This window comes from Micromonospora cynarisoli (assembly GCF_030518815.1).
GTDB classification, from domain to species: domain Bacteria; phylum Actinomycetota; class Actinomycetes; order Mycobacteriales; family Micromonosporaceae; genus Micromonospora; species Micromonospora wenchangensis.
The window spans coordinates 7,123,862-7,139,759 of sequence record NZ_CP130426.1; the positions used below are offsets into that span (position 1 = coordinate 7,123,862).

Annotated in this window: 15 protein-coding genes; 12 read left to right on the forward strand and 3 right to left on the reverse strand. The window is 74.0% G+C overall.

Annotation, left to right across the window (positions count from 1 at the left end; translation table 11 throughout):
* Positions 1–14 precede the first annotated feature (14 nt).
* The gene (locus Q2K16_RS31255; RefSeq protein ID WP_145918861.1) at positions 15–704 is read right to left on the reverse strand and encodes a response regulator transcription factor; all 690 of its coding nucleotides are present in this window, start codon (positions 702–704) and stop codon (positions 15–17) included.
* A 73-nt stretch (positions 705–777) separates the two neighbouring features.
* Here Q2K16_RS31255 and Q2K16_RS31260 point away from each other — a divergent pair, with 73 nt between their 5' ends.
* Positions 778–1,701, forward strand: coding sequence for an ADP-ribosylglycohydrolase family protein (locus tag Q2K16_RS31260; protein WP_302742151.1), 924 nt, complete (start codon positions 778–780; stop codon positions 1,699–1,701).
* A 17-nt stretch (positions 1,702–1,718) separates the two neighbouring features.
* On the opposite strand, the gene Q2K16_RS31265 is transcribed toward Q2K16_RS31260, so the two are convergent.
* Positions 1,719–2,570 carry a DUF1775 domain-containing protein gene (locus tag Q2K16_RS31265; RefSeq protein WP_302742153.1) on the reverse strand — a complete coding sequence of 284 codons (852 nt, stop codon included), beginning with the start codon at positions 2,568–2,570 and terminating at the stop codon, positions 1,719–1,721.
* 211 nt (positions 2,571–2,781) lie between these two features.
* Here Q2K16_RS31265 and thrS point away from each other — a divergent pair, with 211 nt between their 5' ends.
* The 4 genes from thrS (at position 2,782) to Q2K16_RS31285 (ending at position 7,312) form a co-directional block, all read left to right on the forward strand.
* A complete protein-coding gene (thrS, locus tag Q2K16_RS31270; protein WP_302742154.1) occupies positions 2,782–4,785 on the forward strand; it encodes a threonine--tRNA ligase in 2,004 nt (667 codons plus the stop codon).
* A gap of 80 nt (positions 4,786–4,865) precedes the next feature.
* Complete coding sequence (locus Q2K16_RS31275; RefSeq protein WP_489671834.1) at positions 4,866–5,438, forward strand: HIT family protein; 573 nt, start codon at positions 4,866–4,868, stop codon at positions 5,436–5,438.
* A gap of 24 nt (positions 5,439–5,462) precedes the next feature.
* Positions 5,463–6,146, forward strand: coding sequence for a CG0192-related protein (locus tag Q2K16_RS31280; RefSeq protein ID WP_302742156.1), 684 nt, complete (start codon positions 5,463–5,465; stop codon positions 6,144–6,146).
* A gap of 107 nt (positions 6,147–6,253) precedes the next feature.
* The gene (locus Q2K16_RS31285; RefSeq protein WP_302742158.1) at positions 6,254–7,312 is read left to right on the forward strand and encodes an aldo/keto reductase; all 1,059 of its coding nucleotides are present in this window, start codon (positions 6,254–6,256) and stop codon (positions 7,310–7,312) included.
* 179 nt (positions 7,313–7,491) lie between these two features.
* Here the strand turns inward: Q2K16_RS31285 and Q2K16_RS31290 are convergent, their stop codons facing one another.
* Positions 7,492–9,645: an elongation factor G-like protein EF-G2 gene (locus Q2K16_RS31290; protein WP_302742159.1), complete on the reverse strand. Its 2,154-nt coding sequence runs from the start codon at positions 9,643–9,645 to the stop codon at positions 7,492–7,494.
* Positions 9,646–9,895: 250 nt separating this feature from the next.
* On the opposite strand from Q2K16_RS31290, the gene pgsA reads away from it, so the two are divergent.
* From pgsA to Q2K16_RS31325, 7 genes are all read left to right on the forward strand, one after another.
* Positions 9,896–10,516: a phosphatidylinositol phosphate synthase gene (gene pgsA / locus Q2K16_RS31295; protein ID WP_302742161.1), complete on the forward strand. Its 621-nt coding sequence runs from the start codon at positions 9,896–9,898 to the stop codon at positions 10,514–10,516.
* A complete protein-coding gene (locus Q2K16_RS31300; RefSeq protein WP_302742163.1) occupies positions 10,513–11,454 on the forward strand; it encodes a phosphatidylinositol mannoside acyltransferase in 942 nt (313 codons plus the stop codon). The genes pgsA and Q2K16_RS31300 overlap by 4 nt, the downstream gene beginning before the upstream one ends.
* A 14-nt stretch (positions 11,455–11,468) precedes the next feature.
* Positions 11,469–12,641 carry a glycosyltransferase family 4 protein gene (locus Q2K16_RS31305; RefSeq protein ID WP_302742164.1) on the forward strand — a complete coding sequence of 391 codons (1,173 nt, stop codon included), beginning with the start codon at positions 11,469–11,471 and terminating at the stop codon, positions 12,639–12,641.
* 5 nt (positions 12,642–12,646) lie between these two features.
* Positions 12,647–13,150, forward strand: a complete 504-nt coding sequence (locus tag Q2K16_RS31310; protein ID WP_302742166.1) for a hypothetical protein — start codon at positions 12,647–12,649, stop codon at positions 13,148–13,150.
* Positions 13,151–13,329: 179 nt separating this feature from the next.
* Positions 13,330–14,247 (forward strand): pyridoxal 5'-phosphate synthase lyase subunit PdxS, encoded by a 918-nt coding sequence (pdxS, locus tag Q2K16_RS31315; protein ID WP_302742168.1) that lies wholly within the window; start codon positions 13,330–13,332, stop codon positions 14,245–14,247.
* Positions 14,248–14,278: 31 nt separating this feature from the next.
* Positions 14,279–14,884, forward strand: a complete 606-nt coding sequence (gene pdxT / locus Q2K16_RS31320) for a pyridoxal 5'-phosphate synthase glutaminase subunit PdxT (protein ID WP_302742169.1) — start codon at positions 14,279–14,281, stop codon at positions 14,882–14,884.
* A 261-nt stretch (positions 14,885–15,145) separates the two neighbouring features.
* Entirely contained in the window at positions 15,146–15,898 is a 753-nt protein-coding gene (locus Q2K16_RS31325) for a YebC/PmpR family DNA-binding transcriptional regulator (protein ID WP_088644024.1), read from the forward strand.

The following is a 15,898-nucleotide window of genomic DNA, read 5'->3' on the forward strand; positions in this document are numbered from 1 at the left end:
GGCAAGCGCCGGCCTCAGTCGGGGGCCACCAGCCGGAACCCCACCCCCCGCACGGTGCGCAGGTAGCGCGGCTTCGCCGCGGACTCGCCCATCTTTCGGCGCAGCCAGTACAGGTGCACGTCGATGGTCTGGTCCTCGCCGACCGACGGTTGGCGCCATACCTCCTCCAAGAGTTCCCGCCGGGACACCACCCGGCCGGGCCGCGCCGCCAGGTACGCCAGCAGGTCGAATTCCTTACGGGTGAGCGCCAGCGGCTCCCCGTCGAGCACCGCGCTGCGCTCACCCACGTCCACCCGCAGCCCGCCGACGGTGTGCACGGCCGGCGCGACCGTCCGGCTGGCCCGGCCTACCCGGCGCAGCACGGTGGTGATCCGGGCGTCCAGGTGGGCACCGGTGAACGGTTTGACCATGTAGTCGTCCGCGCCGGCCCGCAGCAGGCGGACCACCGACTGCTCGTCGTCGCGGGCGGTGGCGATGATGATCGGCACGTCGGTGATGCCACGCAGCATCCGCAGCGCGTCCGAGCCGTCGAGGTCGGGCAGGCCCAGGTCGAGCACGACCAGGTCGGGGGTCTCGGCGGCGACCCGACGCAGCGCGTCCAGCGCCGTGCCGACCGCGTGCACCGCGTGCCCCCGTTCACTGAGCGAACGCAGCATCGCGCCACGGACGACGTGGTCGTCTTCGACCAGGAGCACGGTGGCCACGTCAGCACCGTACTGCCCGTGGCAAGTCGGGCGCGTTGCGGCGTATCGGCGAACCGGGCAAAATGGTACGACGATGCCGTTCACCCTGTTTCCCGACGCCCGGCTGGCGTTGGCCCGGGACAGCCTCGCCGGGCTGTCCGTCGGCGACGCCCTCGGTTCGCAGTTCTTCGTCCCGGGCCGGCGACCCGACGACCTCGCGGCCGGCCGGCTGCCCCCGCCGCCCTGGCAGTGGACCGACGACACCGAGATGGCCTGCTCGGTGCTCGCCGAACTCGCCACCCACGGGGACGTCGACGCCGACCGGCTGGCGCTGGCCTTCGCCACCCGGGCCGAGCCCTACCGGGGCTACGGGCCCGGCGCGGTGACCATCCTGCGACTGATCCGCACCGGCACCCCGTGGCCGGTGGCCGCCGCGTCGGCCTTCGACGGCGAGGGCTCCTGCGGCAACGGCGCGGCGATGCGGGTCGCCCCGCTCGGCGCCTGGTACGCCGACTCGACCACCCGCGCGGCGTCCCGGGCCCGGGTCAGCGCCGAGGTCACCCACGCCCACCCGGAGGGCATCGCCGGCGCGGTCGCGGTGGCCGTCGCCGCCTCGCTCGCCGCCCGGGCCCGGCTGGACGGGGAACCCCGTCCCGACGTGACCCGGCTGCTCAGCACCGTCGCCGGGTCGGTCGACCCGGCCAGCGCCGTGCACCGGGGGGTACGCCGGGCGATCGGCCTGCTCGGCCGCGGCCTCGACGAGGCCGTCGCGGCGCTGGGCAACGGCGCGCGGGTGACCGCCCAGGACACGGTCGCGTTCACCCTCTGGGTGGTCGCCACCCACCTGGCCGACTACCCGGCCGCCATCCACGCCTGCGTCGAGGCGGGCGGGGACGTCGACACCACCGCCGCGATCGTCGGCGGGATCATCGGCGGCCACACCGGGGTCGGCACGCCCGGCGGGGTGCCCGCCGACTGGGTGGCCGCCCGGGAGGCGCTGCCGGAGTGGCTGGACTGAACCGGCCCGGCCGACGCTCAGCGCGTCGACACCCGCTCGGTGCCGGTGTGGGCGTGCCCGTCGAGCCGCCAGCCCCGTTCGCCGGGGGCGGAGCCGGGGTCCGCCGTCGGATCGTCGTCCCGCGCGTCGTCGGCGGCGGCCCGGCGACGCGACTGGCTCGCCACCCAGCCGATCGCCGCGCCGCCACCCAACCCGACCAGCAGGCCGCCGCCGAGCAGCAGATCCGCACTGGGACCGCCGTCGTCGGCCGGCGCGGCGTCGGCGGCGGGGGCCGCCTGGGCGTCCGTCCCGTCGGCCGCGCCGCCGTGGTGCCCGGTCGCCGCGCCGGGAGCCGGCGGCACCAGCGCCAGCGACGGGGCGGGATGCCCACCCCCGGCCGGGTCGGCCCAGCGCACCACCGTCCCGTCGGAGTAGGTCTGCACCACCTCGAAGGTCATCCGGTCGGCCTGCGGCAGCGGGCCCATGGCCACCGAGAGCCGGGCCGGACCCGGGATCGCCGGCCCGGCACCCCGGGTCCAGACCACCGCCGAGGTCACCGTGCTCACCGACGGGGCGTGGATGCCGGCCACCGGCGCTTCCAGCTCGCGGGAGGTGATCAGGGGTGCCCAACCGTCCACCGACAGCGGGTACACCTCGCCGATCGGGGCGTCCGGCGGCATCCTGAACTCGATCTTCTCGGTGCGCGCGCCGGGCCGCTGCTCGGGCACCACGAACGTCAGCTCCACCGCGTCGCCCTGGACCGCCTGGCTCGGGCTGGACGTCAGCCCGTCCGCCAGCGCCGCGCCCGGGGCGCCGAACACCCCGGCCGCCACCGCCGCCAGCACCAGCACGGTCCGACGCCGCCGAAAGCCGGCACGGATCGTCGTCATCTTCCGCCCCCATCCGTCTCGCCGTGGCCGACACCGGCTCCGGCCACACCTGGTAGTTCGGACGGCGGGCCGAAAAGGTTCAACGCCGGCGCGTGTCGATACCGCGACCGGGCATCCTTTCCCGGCGACCGGGGGCGACGGCGGGACCGATAGCATCGAAGCAGCCGGCGCGTCCGGCCTATCCGTGCCGCCTGCCGTTGAGGAGTTCACCGTGTCCGCACCCCGTACCCCCGTCGTGGCCGACCCCGTCGTCGTGGCCGCCGGGACGACGGCGGCCGACGCGGTGGCCGCGGCCGGGCTGCCCGCCGCCGGCCCGAAGGCGGTCGTGGTGGTCCGCGACCCGCAGGGCCAGCTCCGCGACCTGGACTGGACCCCCGCCGAGGACACCACCGTCGAACCGGTCAGCCTCGACTCGCCGGACGGGCTCGACGTGCTGCGGCACTCCACCGCGCACGTGCTCGCCCAGGCCGTGCAGGACGTCTTCCCCGAGGCCAAGCTGGGCATCGGCCCGCCGATCGAGAACGGCTTCTACTACGACTTCGCCGTCGACAAGCCGTTCCAGCCCGACGACCTGGCCAAGCTGGAAAAGCGGATGCAGGAGATCGTCAAGTCCGGCCAGCGGTTCCGCCGCCGCCGCTTCGGCAGCCTCGACGAGGCGCGGGCCGAGTTGGCCGCCGAGCCGTTCAAGCTGGAGCTGATCGAGGTCAAGGGCGAGGGGCTGGACACCAGCGAGGTGATGGAGGTGGGCGGCGGCGAGCTGACCATCTACGACAACCTCGCCGCCGGCGAGGACAAGGTCTGCTGGTCGGATCTGTGCCGGGGCCCGCACCTGCCGAACACCCGGCTGATCGGCGCGTTCAAGCTGATGCGCTCGGCCGCCGCCTACTGGCGTGGGTCGGAGAAGAACCCGCAGCTCCAGCGGGTGTACGGCACCGCCTGGCCGACCCGCGACGAGCTGAAGGCATACCTGAAGCTGCTGGAGGAGGCCGCCCGGCGCGACCACCGCAAGCTCGGGGTGGACCTCGACCTGTTCAGCTTCCCCGACGAGCTGGGCTCCGGCCTGGCGGTCTTCCACCCCAAGGGCGGCATCATCCGCCGGGAGATGGAGAACTACTCGCGGGTCAAGCACGAGGAGGCCGGCTACTCGTTCGTCAACACCCCGCACATCACCAAGGGCCACCTGTACGAGGTCTCCGGGCACCTCGACTGGTACGCCGACGGGATGTTCCCCCCCATGGAGGTGGAGGGGGCGAACTACTACCTCAAGCCGATGAACTGCCCGATGCACGACCTGATCTTCCGGTCCCGGGGCCGCTCCTACCGCGAGCTGCCGCTGCGGATGTTCGAGTTCGGTACGGTCTACCGGTACGAGAAGTCGGGCGTGGTGCACGGCCTGACCCGGGTCCGGGGGATGACCCAGGACGACGCGCACATCTTCTGCACCGAGGAACAGATGGCCGGCGAGCTGAAGTCGCTGCTCGCCTTCGTCCTGGAGCTGCTGCGCGACTACGGCCTGGACGACTTCTACCTGGAACTGTCCACCCGCAACCCGGACAAGTCGGTCGGCACCGACGCGAACTGGGAGCGGGCCACCGAGGCGCTGCGGTCGGCCGCCGAGGAGTCCGGCCTGCACCTGGTGCCCGACCCGGGCGGCGCGGCGTTCTACGGGCCGAAGATCTCCGTCCAGGCCAAGGACGCCATCGGCCGGACCTGGCAGATGTCCACCATCCAGGTCGACTTCAACCTGCCCGAGCGGTTCGGCCTGGAGTACCAGGCGGCCGACGGCAGCCGGCAGCGGCCGGTGATGATCCACCGGGCGCTGTTCGGGTCGATCGAGCGGTTCTTCGGGGTGCTCACCGAGCACTACGCCGGGGCGTTCCCGGCCTGGCTGGCCCCGGTGCAGGTGGTCGGCATCCCGATCCGCGAGGACCACACCGAGTATCTGCACGGCTTCGTCGCGGCGCTGCGCGCCAAGGGCATCCGGGCCCAGGTCGACGCCGGTGACGACCGGATGCAGAAGAAGATCCGCACCGCCCAGCAGCAGAAGATCCCGTTCATGGTGATCGCCGGGGACGACGACGTGGCCGCCGGCACCGTCTCGTTCCGCTACCGCGACGGTTCCCAGCGCAACGGGGTGCCGGTCGCCGAGGCGGTCGACCACGTGCTCGACGTGGTCTCCTCGCGGGCCAACGCGGGGCCGTCCGCCACCGACTGACCCGGCCCGACCCCGCCCGCCACCGGCCGCGTGCCGACGGGTCGGTGGCGGTCGTGGTGGGGGATCGTAGGATCGGCGGTGTGACTGGGGCGGAGCGGCACCTCGACGGCGACACGGACCACGGCTCGGCGGACGACGGCCTGGCGGACGGGCTCGACCGGCTCTGGACCCCGCACCGGATGACCTACATCTCCGGGGAGGACCGCCCCGAGGGGGGCTACGAGAAGCCCACCGGCTGCCCCTTCTGCCTGGCCCCCGGGTTGCCGCAGGAGCGGAGCCTGGTGGTGGCCCGGGGCGCCCACGTCTTCGCGGTGCTCAACCTCTACCCGTACAACCCGGGGCACCTGCTGGTCTGCCCCTACCGGCACGTGGCCGACTACACCGAACTCGACCAGGCCGAGACGGTGGAGCTGGCGGCGTTCACCCAGACCGCGATGCGGGTGGTCCGGCAGGTCAGCAGCGCACACGGGTTCAACCTGGGAATGAACCAGGGCGGGGTGGCAGGTGCCGGCATCGCCGCCCACCTGCACCAGCACGTGGTGCCCCGGTGGGGTGGGGACATCAACTTCATGCCGGTGATCGGCCGCACGAAGGTGCTGCCGCAACTGCTCTCCGACACCCGCGAACTGCTCGCCCACGCCTGGCCGTCCTGACCGGCCCGCACCCAGGAGGTGACCATGGCGCTGCTGCACCGGGCGGAGATCAGCCCGAGCAAACTCGAACTCCTGGCCGGCTGGCTGCCCGGCCAACCGTGGTACGCGGGCCCGGCCGGTGGTGAGCCGGTCCGGGTGGCCGCCTACCGGTTCGACGACCCGGCAGGCGAGGTGGGCATCGAGACGATGCTCGTCCGGGTCGGCGACTCACCCGTGTACCAGGTTCCGCTGACCTACCGGGGCGCGCCGCTGGCCGGTGCCGAGCGGTGGCTGGTCGGCACCACCCGGCACTCGGTGCTCGGCCCCCGCTGGGTCTACGACGCCTGCGGCGACCCGGTCTACGCCGCCGCCCTGGTCACCGCGATCCGGACCGGCGTCGGCCAGGCCGAGGAGTACTTCGAGACCGACGCGGGACGCGAGCCCCGCCAACCGTCCATGACGGTCGCCGTCACCGGCCGCGTCCCGGCCACCGTCGTCGGCGCGGTCCGCCAGGTGCGCGACGGCGACCCGACAGTGATCGGCACCGACCCCGTCGACCTGGCCGTCGCCCGCCGGTTGTCCGGCGTCGACCTGTCCGGTGGCGGCCTGTCCGGTGTGGGCCTGTCCGGCGGCGGGTCGTCCGGCGGCGGGTCGGACGCCGGCACGCTGACCGGCGCCTGGCCGGGGCAGCCGACGCCGCTGCCGCTGGCCCGCGTCCTGCCCCGCTGACCGCCACCCCGGAGCCGGGGCCGTCCACCGGGTGTCGCATGTGGTCGATCGGGCACGCTGGGTCAGGTTCGCCCGCCGCGCCGCCCGGAAGGTGACACGATGCGTCAATGGCAGTGACGACACGGGTGTTGGGTCGCAGCGGCATCGAGGTCAGCGCCCTCGGCATGGGGTGCTGGGCGATCGGTGGCCCCTGGGCCGAAGGGTCCCAGCCGCTGGGCTGGGGCGCGGTCGACGACGAGGAGTCGGTGCGGGCCGTACGCCGCGCGCTCGACCTCGGCGTGACCCTCTTCGACACCGCCGACACGTACGGCGCGGGGCACGGTGAACGGGTCCTCGGGCGGGCGCTGGCCGGCCGCCGGGACGAGGCGGTGATCGCCACCAAGTGGGGGTACACCTTCGACGAACGGTCCCGGCAGGCCACCGGCGAGGACGCCTCCCCGGCGTACCTGCGGCGGGCGGTCGTCGCCTCGCTGCGCCGGCTGGACACCGACCGGATCGACCTCTATCAACTGCACCTGGGCGACCTGCCGCTGCCCCGGGTGGAGGCGTTGGTCGGGACCTGCGAGGACCTGGTCGCCGACGGCCTCGTCCGGGCGTACGGCTGGAGCACCGACCGGGCCGACCGGGCTGCCGGCTTCGCCCAGGCCGCCCCGCACGCCACCGCGATCCAGCACAGCCTGTCGGTGCTGCGCGACGCCCCGGTGATGCTGGCCACCTGCGACAAACACGACCTGGCCAGCGTCAACCGGGGGCCGCTCGGGATGGGGCTGCTCACCGGCAAGTACACGACCGCCTCCACGCTGCCCCGCGACGACGTGCGCGGGATGGCCCCCGGCTGGCTGGAGTGGTTCCGGGGCGGCCGGCCCGCGCCGGAGTGGCTGCGCCGGGTCACCGCCGTACGCGGCGCGCTGACCGCCGACGGCCGGACCCTGGTCCAGGGCGCGTTGGGCTGGATCTGGGCGCGCAGCGGCCGGGCGGTGCCGATCCCCGGCTGCCGTACCGTCGCCCAGGTGGAGGAGAACGCCGCCGCGCTGCACCTCGGCCCACTCACCCCGGACCACTTCGCCGCCGTGGAACGCCAACTCGCCGCCCTGCGGACGGCCGCGCTACGCGACGCCGACCGGCCGCACTGGCCACTACCCCCCCTCCCCACCGCCCGCCCCTAACCCCCACCCCCCACCCCACCCCACCCGACCCCACCCCACCCCACCCCGTCGATCATGGAGTTGTGGGGCTCCGCATACGTGGCATATGGGGGCTCAACCCCCACCACAACTCCATGATCGACGCTGCCAGGGTGGGGCGGGGGCGAGGTGGGGGGAGGGGGGAGGGGGAGGGGGAGGGGTTATTTCGGGGTGGGGGTGAAGGCGTTGGTCAGGTGGGCGGGCATCGGGTCGTAGTGGGCGAACTCCCGGCGGAAGGTGCCGGTGCCGGCGGTCAGGGCCCGCAGCTCCACGGCGTAGCGCAGCAGTTCCAGGGCGGGGACCTCGGCCCGGATCAGGGTGCGGCCCTCGGCGTCCGGGTCGGCCCCGGTGCCGAGCACCCGGCCCCGCCGGCCGGACAGGTCGCCCAGCACCGCACCGACAGCGGAGTCCGCCACCCGGATCAGCACCGTGTCGACCGGCTCCAGCAGCGTCGGTTCGCCCCGCCCGGCGGCGTCGCGCAGGGCGAGCGCGGCGGCGGTCTGGAACGCGGCGTCGGACGAGTCGACGCTGTGCGCCTTGCCGTCGACCAGGGTCACCCGCACGTCCACCACCGGCTGCCCGGCGACCAGCCCCCGCGAAAGTTGCGCCCGGACGCCCTTCTCCACCGACGGCACGTACTGGTGCGGCACCGCCCCGCCGACCACCCGGTCGACGAACTCGACCCCCGCGCCCCGGGGCAACGGCTCCACCGTGAGGTCGCAGACCGCGTACTGGCCGTGCCCGCCGGACTGCTTGACGTGCCGCCCGTGCCCCGTGGCGGCCACCGTGAACGTCTCCCGCAGCGGCACCCGCACCGGCTCGGTGTCCAGCTCCACCCCGCCGGCCCGGAGCCGGTCGAGCACCACGTCGGCGTGCGCCTCGCCCATGCACCACAGCACCAGCTGGTGGGTCTGCGGGTTGCGTTCCAGCCGCAGCGTCGGGTCACCGACGATCAGCCGGCCCAGGTTGCGGGCGAGGGCGTCCTCGTCGGCCCGGCTGCGGGCCGCCACCGCCACCGGCAGCAGCGGCTCCGGCATCTCCCACGGCGCGATCAGCAGCGGTTCGTCGCGCGCCGAGACGGTGTCGCCGGTCTCCGCGCTGCCCGACTTGGTGATCGCGCAGATGTCGCCCGCGACGCAGGCGTCCACCTCCCGCAGGGCCGCCCCGAGCGGGCGGTAGACGTGCCCGATCCGCTCGTCGGCGTCGTGGTCGGGGTGGCCCCGGTCGGCCATCCCGTGCCCGCAGACGTGCACCGTCTGGTCGGGGCGCAGGGTGCCGGAGAAGACCCGGACCAGGCAGACCCGGCCGACGTGCCGGTCGACGGTGGTCCGGACCACCTCGGCGACCAGCGGGCCGTCCGGGTCGCAGTCCAGCGGCGGGCGGGGGGAGCCGTCCAGCCCGGTGACCGCCGGCACCTGCCGCTCCAAGGGCGACGGGAACGCCGACACCAGGGCGTCGAGCAGCACGTCCAGGCCGACGCCGGTGGCCGCGCAGACCGGCACCACCGGGTAGAAGTGCCCCCGGGCGACCGCCTTCTCCAGGTCGGCGAGCAGCACCCCGGTGTCGATCTCCTCGCCGTCGAGGTAGCGGTCCATCAGGGTCTCGTCCTCGCTCTCGGCGATGATCCCCTCGATCAGCTCACCCCGTGACTCGGTGATCGCCGGCAGGTGCTGCGGGTCCGGGTCCCGCACGGCGGCGGGCAACCCGGCCGAGTAGTCGTGCACCCGGCGGGTGACCAGCGCCAGCAGGCCGGCCACCGACTCGCCGTCGTCACCGAGCATCGGCAGGTGCAGCGGGAGCACGTTGTCGCCGAAGACCCGCTGGCACAGCGCCACCGCCTCGTCGAAGTCGGCGCGCGGATGGTCCAGCCGGGCGACCGCCACCGCACGCGGCAGGTCGACCGCGGCGCATTCTTCCCACAGGGCGGCCGTGGCGGCGTCCATCCCGTCGACGGCGGACACCACGAACAGCACCGCGTCGGCGGCCCGCAGACCGGCCCGCAGCTCGCCGACGAAGTCGCCGTACCCGGGGGTGTCCAGGAGGTTCACCGTCACCCCGGCGTGCACCAGCGGCGCGCAGGACAGGGCGACGGAACGCTGCTGGCGTACCGCGGCGGGGTCGTGGTCGCCGACGGTGGTGCCGGCGGCGACGCTGCCGGCCCGGTCGATCGTGCCGCTGGCCGCGAGCAGCGCCTCGACCAGGGTCGTCTTGCCGGCCCCCGAGTGCCCGACCAGCACCACGTTGCGTACCGTGCCGGGGTCGGTCACCGCCGGCACGCCGCCGGTGGCCCCCCTGTCGTGGTTCTTCTGCGCCATCGCGGCGCACCTCCCTCAGCCGGTGGTGGATGGCGACCGCCGCGCGCGACGGGAAGCGGGCCCAGGGCGGGTGCCGCGGCGCTATCCTCCGGTGACCCGCCGGCCGGACGACGGTCAACGGCCGTGACGGTGAGCTGGCTCACCTTCCACCCCGATCTCACACCCGGCAGGGGGTCGGCACAAGCCTTCCGGGCGGGTCGGGCGACCGGCCGTACCGCCCGCCGCTGCCGGCCGTTATCGTGGGACCGCCATGGCGAAGATCTTCCAAGTGACGGCCCGCGCGGGGATGACCCGCGTCGTGGAGCCGGTCGCGCGCGGTCTGCTCCGCGCCGGCGTGTCCCCCAACGTGGTCACCGTGGCCGGCACCGTCGGCGTGCTCGTCGGCGCGCTCGGTTTCGGCGCCCGTGGTCAGCTCGTCGCCGGAGCGCTGATCGTGACGTTCTTCGCGCTGACCGACATGCTCGACGGGACGATGGCCCGGATGAGCGGCGGCTCGACCCGGTTCGGCGCGTTCCTCGACTCGTCGATGGACCGCGTCGCCGACAGCGCGGTCTTCGGCGCGGTCGCCTACTGGCTGGCCACCGAGGGCAACCACTCCGGGGTGGCCGCCGCGCTGCTCTGCCTGGCCGCCGGCGGCCTGGTCTCCTACGTCAAGGCCCGCGCCGAGGGGCTGGGGATGAGCGGCAACGTGGGGGTCGCGGAACGGACCGAACGGTTGCTGATCGTCGGGATCGGTGGGCTGCTCACCGGCCTCGGGGTCGGCCCGGCCCTGGAGATCTCGCTCTGGCTCCTCGCCGCCGTGTCGATCTTCACGGTCGGGCAGCGGGTGGCCCACGTGTACCGGCAGGCGCAACTGGTCGGCCGGGAGTGAACCTCACCGAACTCGGCTACGTCGCCGGCTGGCGGCTGGCCCGCGCGCTGCCCCGGCCCGTGGTCGCCGCCGCCTTCCGGGCCGGTGCCGACCGCGCCCACCGCGCCCGGGGCAAGGCCGCGACCCGGCTACGCGCCAACCTGCGCCGGGTGGTCGGCCCCGAACTTCCCGATCCGGAGCTGGACGCGCTGGTCAAGCAGGGGCTGCGGTCGTACGCCAGGTACTGGATGGAGGCGTTCCGGCTGCCGTCGCTGAGCCGCCGGCAGATCCTCGCCGGCTTCCACCTCGGCGGGTCGGAGATGCTCGCCGCCGACGTGGCGGCCGGCCGGGGCGCGGTGGTGGCGTTGCCACACGCCGGCAACTGGGACGCCGCCGGCGCCTGGGTCGCGGCCAACGGCTGGCCGATCACCACGGTCGCCGAACGGCTCAAGCCGGAGGGTGTCTACGAGCGTTTCCTCGCCTTCCGCCAGGGTCTCGGCATGGAGATCCTGCCCACCCACGGCGGTGCCCGCCCCGCCTTCGACGTGCTGGTGGACCGGCTGCGCAGCGGTGCGGTGGTGCCGCTGCTGGCCGACCGGGACCTGTCGGCCCGGGGCATCGAGGTGGACTTCTTCGGCGCGCGCACCAAGATGCCGCCCGGCCCCGCCCTGCTGACCATCCGCACCGGCGCCCCGCTCTACGTTGCCTCGCTGTGGTACGAACCGGAGATGCCACGCGCGCAGTTGGAGGGCCCGCTGCCGGTCCCCGAACCGGACAGCGCACCGTTGGACGAGCGGGTCCGGGTACTGACCCAGCGGATTGCCGACCGTCTGGCAACGGGCATCGCCCGTCATCCGCAAGACTGGCACATGTTGCAGCGGATGTGGCTGGACCAGCGGGGCTCCACCGACGGCGGGCCCACCGCGCCGCCGCCCCCGGCCAGCGCCGGATCGGTCTGAGGGAGGGGGCGCCAGTGCGGATCGGCATCGTGTGCCCGTACTCCTTCGACGTCCCGGGCGGGGTGCAGAACCACGTCATGGACCTGGCCGAGGCGCTGCTCGGGCTGGGGCACGAGGTGAGCGTCCTGGCCCCCGCCGACGAGGAGGCGACGCTGCCGCCGTACGTGGTGTCCGCCGGCCGGGCGGTGCCGCTGCCGTACAACGGCTCGGTGGCCCGGATCGCGTTGTTCGGGCCGGTCTCCACCACCCGGGTGCGGCGCTGGATCACCCGGGGCGACTTCGACGTGCTGCACGTGCACGAGCCGCTGATCCCGAGCCTGTCGATGATGGCGGTGCTCTCCGCCCAGGGCCCGGTGGTGGCCACCTTCCACACCGCGATCACCAGGTCCCGGGTGCTCGCCGCCGCCCAGGGGGTGCTCCAGATCCTGCTGGAGCGGATCACCGCCCGGATCGCGGTCAGCGCGTTGGCCCGCAAGGTGCAGGTCGAGCACCTGGACGGCGGGGCGGTGGAGATCCCCAACGGGGTGGCGGTGGCGAAGTTCGCCGGGGTCGAGCCGTTGCCCGGCTGGCCGGGGGAGTGCACCCCGGGCCGGGGTGGGACGGTGGGCTTCCTCGGCCGGTTCACCGAGGCCCGCAAGGGCTTCCCGATCCTGCGGGACGCCTTCGTCGCGCTGGCCCCGCACCGGCCCGGGTTGCGCCTCCTGGTGGCCGGGCCCGGCGACCCGGACGACCTGTTCGGGCGGTTCCCGGTCGAGGTCCGGGACCGGGTGACGTTCCTCGGCCTGGTCTCCGAGGTCGACAAGGCCCGGATGCTGCGCAGCGTCGACCTCTACGTCGCGCCGAACACCGGCGGCGAGTCGTTCGGCATGATCCTCACCGAGGCGCTCGCGGCCGGTGCCACCGTTGTCGCCAGCGACCTGGACGCGTTCCGGCGGGTGCTCGACGGTGGACGGGCGGGCCGGCTCTTCCCGACCGGTGACTCCGCAGGTCTGCGCACCGCCCTGGCCGAACTCCTCGACGACCCGGAGCAGCGGGCCGCGTTGACCGCCTGCGGCGACCAGGTGGTCGCCCACTACGACTGGCCGGTGGTGGCCCGCCGGGTGCTCGAGGTCTACGCGGCGGCCATCGAGGCCACCGACGGCCGGGTCATCGACCAGGAGTGGACGGGGCTGGGTGGTCGGGAGTGACGACGATGCCGCACCTGTGGGCGGTGCTGGCCACCGTGGTCCTGGTCGGCCTGACCGGGGTCTACCTGGTCTGGACGGCCGGTCGGGTCGAGCGGTTGCAGACCCGGGCGGAGTCGGCGGCGCGGGCGCTCGACGCGCACCTGCTGCGCCGGGCCGCCGCCGCGGCGGTGCTGGCCGAGAAGCGCTACGGCGTCGAACTGTACGCGGCGGCCCGGATCGCCCTGGACGCCGTTCCCGAGGAGCGGGAGGCGGCCGAGAACGACCTCACCCGGCAACTGCGGGCGGTCCGGCTCGACCCGGTCGATCCCGCGTGCGAGGCGGTGATCGCGGCGAGCCGGCGGCTGGCCCTGTCCCGGCAGGTGCACACCGACCTGGTCCGCGACGCCCGTACCGCGCGCAGCCGGCCGCTGGTGCGGTTGTGCCGGATGGGCCGTCGCCACCCGTGGCCGCGCTACTTCGACATCGACGACCCCACGCTGGCCCTGCCCGCCGACGTCCCGACGGGCTGACCCACGGCCGGGCCGGCCGGAGCGGACCCCGCCGTCGCGGGGTGACGGGACGGTCCGGGGCGGGGTGACGGGGGCCACAGGGCAGGCCACCGTGGGGCCGATTGGCTGTCGGAACGGCGTCGCCCCGGTCGTAGCATCAGCCGGAACCCACCCCCAGCACGTCCGAGGAGTGATGAGCCGTGCCCGAAACGACCTCCCCGAACGCCGGTGACGCCCAGGTCTGGGGCACCGCCCGCGTCAAGCGGGGCATGGCCGAGATGCTCAAGGGTGGCGTGATCATGGACGTGGTCACCGCCGAGCAGGCCAGGATCGCCGAGGACGCCGGCGCGGTGGCCGTGATGGCGCTGGAGCGGGTGCCTGCCGACATCCGGGCCCAGGGCGGCGTGTCCCGGATGAGCGACCCGGACATGATCGACGGCATCATCGCGGCCGTCTCCATCCCGGTGATGGCCAAGGCCCGCATCGGCCACTTCGTCGAGGCGCAGATCCTCCAGTCGCTCGGCGTCGACTACGTCGACGAGTCCGAGGTGCTGACCCCTGCCGACTACGCCAACCACATCGACAAGTGGGCGTTCACCGTCCCGTTCGTGTGCGGCGCGACCAACCTGGGCGAGGCGCTGCGCCGGATCACCGAGGGCGCGGCCATGATCCGCTCCAAGGGTGAGGCGGGCACCGGGGACGTCTCCAACGCCACCATGCACATGCGGAGGATCCGTCAGGAGATCGCCCGGCTCAGCTCCCTGCCGGCCGACGAGCTGTTCGTCGCCGCCAAGGAGTTGCAGGCCCCGTACGAGCTGGTCCGGGAGGTCGCCGAGACGGGCAAGCTGCCGGTGGTGCTGTTCACCGCGGGCGGCATCGCCACCCCTGCCGACGCCGCGATGATGATGCAGCTCGGCGCGGAGGGCGTCTTCGTCGGCTCCGGCATCTTCAAGTCGGGCAACCCGGCCCAGCGGGCCGCCGCGATCGTCAAGGCCACCACCTTCCACGACGACCCGGACGTGCTGGCCAAGGTGTCCCGGGGGCTGGGCGAGGCGATGGTCGGCATCAACGTCGACGAGATCCCGCAGCCGCACCGCCTCGCCGAGCGCGGCTGGTGACCCGGGGGCCACGACGGCGGGAGGGGGAGCCGTGCGCGGACCGGTGATCGGGGTGCTGGCGTTGCAGGGCGACGTGCGGGAGCACCTCACCGCCCTGGCCGGGGTCGGCGTCGACGCCCGCCCGGTGCGCCGGCCGGCCGAGCTGGACGCCGTCGACGGGCTGGTCGTCCCCGGCGGGGAGTCCACCACGATGAGCAAGCTGGTGGACGTCTTCGGGTTGCGGGAGCCGGTCGACAAGCGGATCGCCGCCGGGATGCCGGTCTACGGCTCCTGCGCCGGCATGATCATGCTGGCCGCCGAGGTGCTGGACGGCCGCCCCGACCAGCGGGGTTTCGCCGGCATCGGGATGACGGTGCGGCGCAACGCGTTCGGTCGGCAGGTGGATTCGTTCGAGGCCCCGGTGCGCATCGCCGGGGTCGACGGGCCCGCGTTCCACGCCGTCTTCATCCGGGCCCCCTGGGTCGAGCGGGTCGATCCCGACGTCGAGGTGCTGGGCCGGGTCGCCGGTGGGCCGGCGGTCGACCGGGTGGTCGCGGTCCGCCAGGGCAACCTGCTGGCCACCTCGTTCCACCCGGAGCTGACCGGGGACCTGCGCCTGCACCGCTACTTCGCCGACCTGGTCGCCGACACCCGCTGAGCCGGCCCGCCCCGTGACCGGGCCGGCCCGCCCCGTGACCGGGCCGGCCCACCCGCGAACGAATCCGGTCATTCGTGACGAATTCCCGGTGGCTCGGTCGTGGTGACGCGCCGGGTGTGACGGCGGGGTCGGTGCCCTCGGTAGGATTGCCGCGGTTCGGCGCGGGCGCTGCCCGTCGCAGCCCTCCAGCGCGGCCGGTCCTGGTCTGGAGTCGGCGCGGCCAGTCGACGCGGGGCGTGAGTCAACAGACGGAGGTATGAGATGTCCGGCCACTCCAAGTGGGCGACCACCAAGCACAAGAAGGCCGTCATCGACGCCAAGCGCGGCAAGATGTTCGCCAAGCTGATCAAGAACGTCGAGGTCGCGGCCCGCACCGGCGGCGGTGACCCGGCCGGCAACCCGACCCTCTTCGACGCCATTCAGAAGGCCAAGAAGAGTTCGGTACCGAACGACAACATCGACCGCGCGGTCAAGCGCGGCTCCGGCCTGGAGGCCGGCGGCGCCGACTGGCAGACCATCATGTACGAGGGGTACGGCCCGAACGGCGTGGCCATGCTGATCGAGTGCCTGACCGACAACCGCAACCGGGCCGCCACCGAGGTCCGTACCGCGCTGACCCGCAACGGCGGCTCGCTCGCCGACGCCGGTTCGGTGTCGTACATGTTCTCCCGCAAGGGCGTGGTGATCGTCCCCAAGGCCGACACCACCGAGGACGACGTGATGATGGCGGTCCTCGACGCCGGTGCCGAGGAGGTCAACGACCTCGGTGAGGCGTACGAGGTGGTCTCCGAGCCGACCGACCTGATCGCGGTCCGCACCGCGCTGCGCGACGCCGGGATCGAGTACGAGTCGGCGGAGTCCTCGCTGATCCCCAGCGTCAACGTGCCGCTGGACGAGGACGGCGCACGCAAGGTCTTCAAGCTGATCGACGTGCTGGAGGACTGCGACGACGTGCAGAACGTCTACGCCAACTTCGACGTCTCGGACGACGTCATGGCAGCGGTGGACGCCTGA

What these genes read in the sequence shown, in the direction of transcription:
- Q2K16_RS31260 (WP_302742151.1), top strand. Translation starts at nt 778, where the DNA reads ATGCCGTTCACCCTGTTTCCCGACGCCCGGCTGGCGTTGGCCCGGGAC.
- Q2K16_RS31265 (WP_302742153.1), bottom strand. Translation starts at nt 2,570, where the DNA reads ATGACGACGATCCGTGCCGGCTTTCGGCGGCGTCGGACCGTGCTGGTG.
- Q2K16_RS31280 (WP_302742156.1), top strand. Translation starts at nt 5,463, where the DNA reads ATGGCGCTGCTGCACCGGGCGGAGATCAGCCCGAGCAAACTCGAACTC.
- Q2K16_RS31285 (WP_302742158.1), top strand. Translation starts at nt 6,254, where the DNA reads ATGGCAGTGACGACACGGGTGTTGGGTCGCAGCGGCATCGAGGTCAGC.
- Q2K16_RS31290 (WP_302742159.1), bottom strand. Translation starts at nt 9,645, where the DNA reads ATGGCGCAGAAGAACCACGACAGGGGGGCCACCGGCGGCGTGCCGGCG.
- pgsA (WP_302742161.1), top strand. Translation starts at nt 9,896, where the DNA reads ATGGCGAAGATCTTCCAAGTGACGGCCCGCGCGGGGATGACCCGCGTC.
- Q2K16_RS31310 (WP_302742166.1), top strand. Translation starts at nt 12,647, where the DNA reads ATGCCGCACCTGTGGGCGGTGCTGGCCACCGTGGTCCTGGTCGGCCTG.
- Q2K16_RS31325 (WP_088644024.1), top strand. Translation starts at nt 15,146, where the DNA reads ATGTCCGGCCACTCCAAGTGGGCGACCACCAAGCACAAGAAGGCCGTC.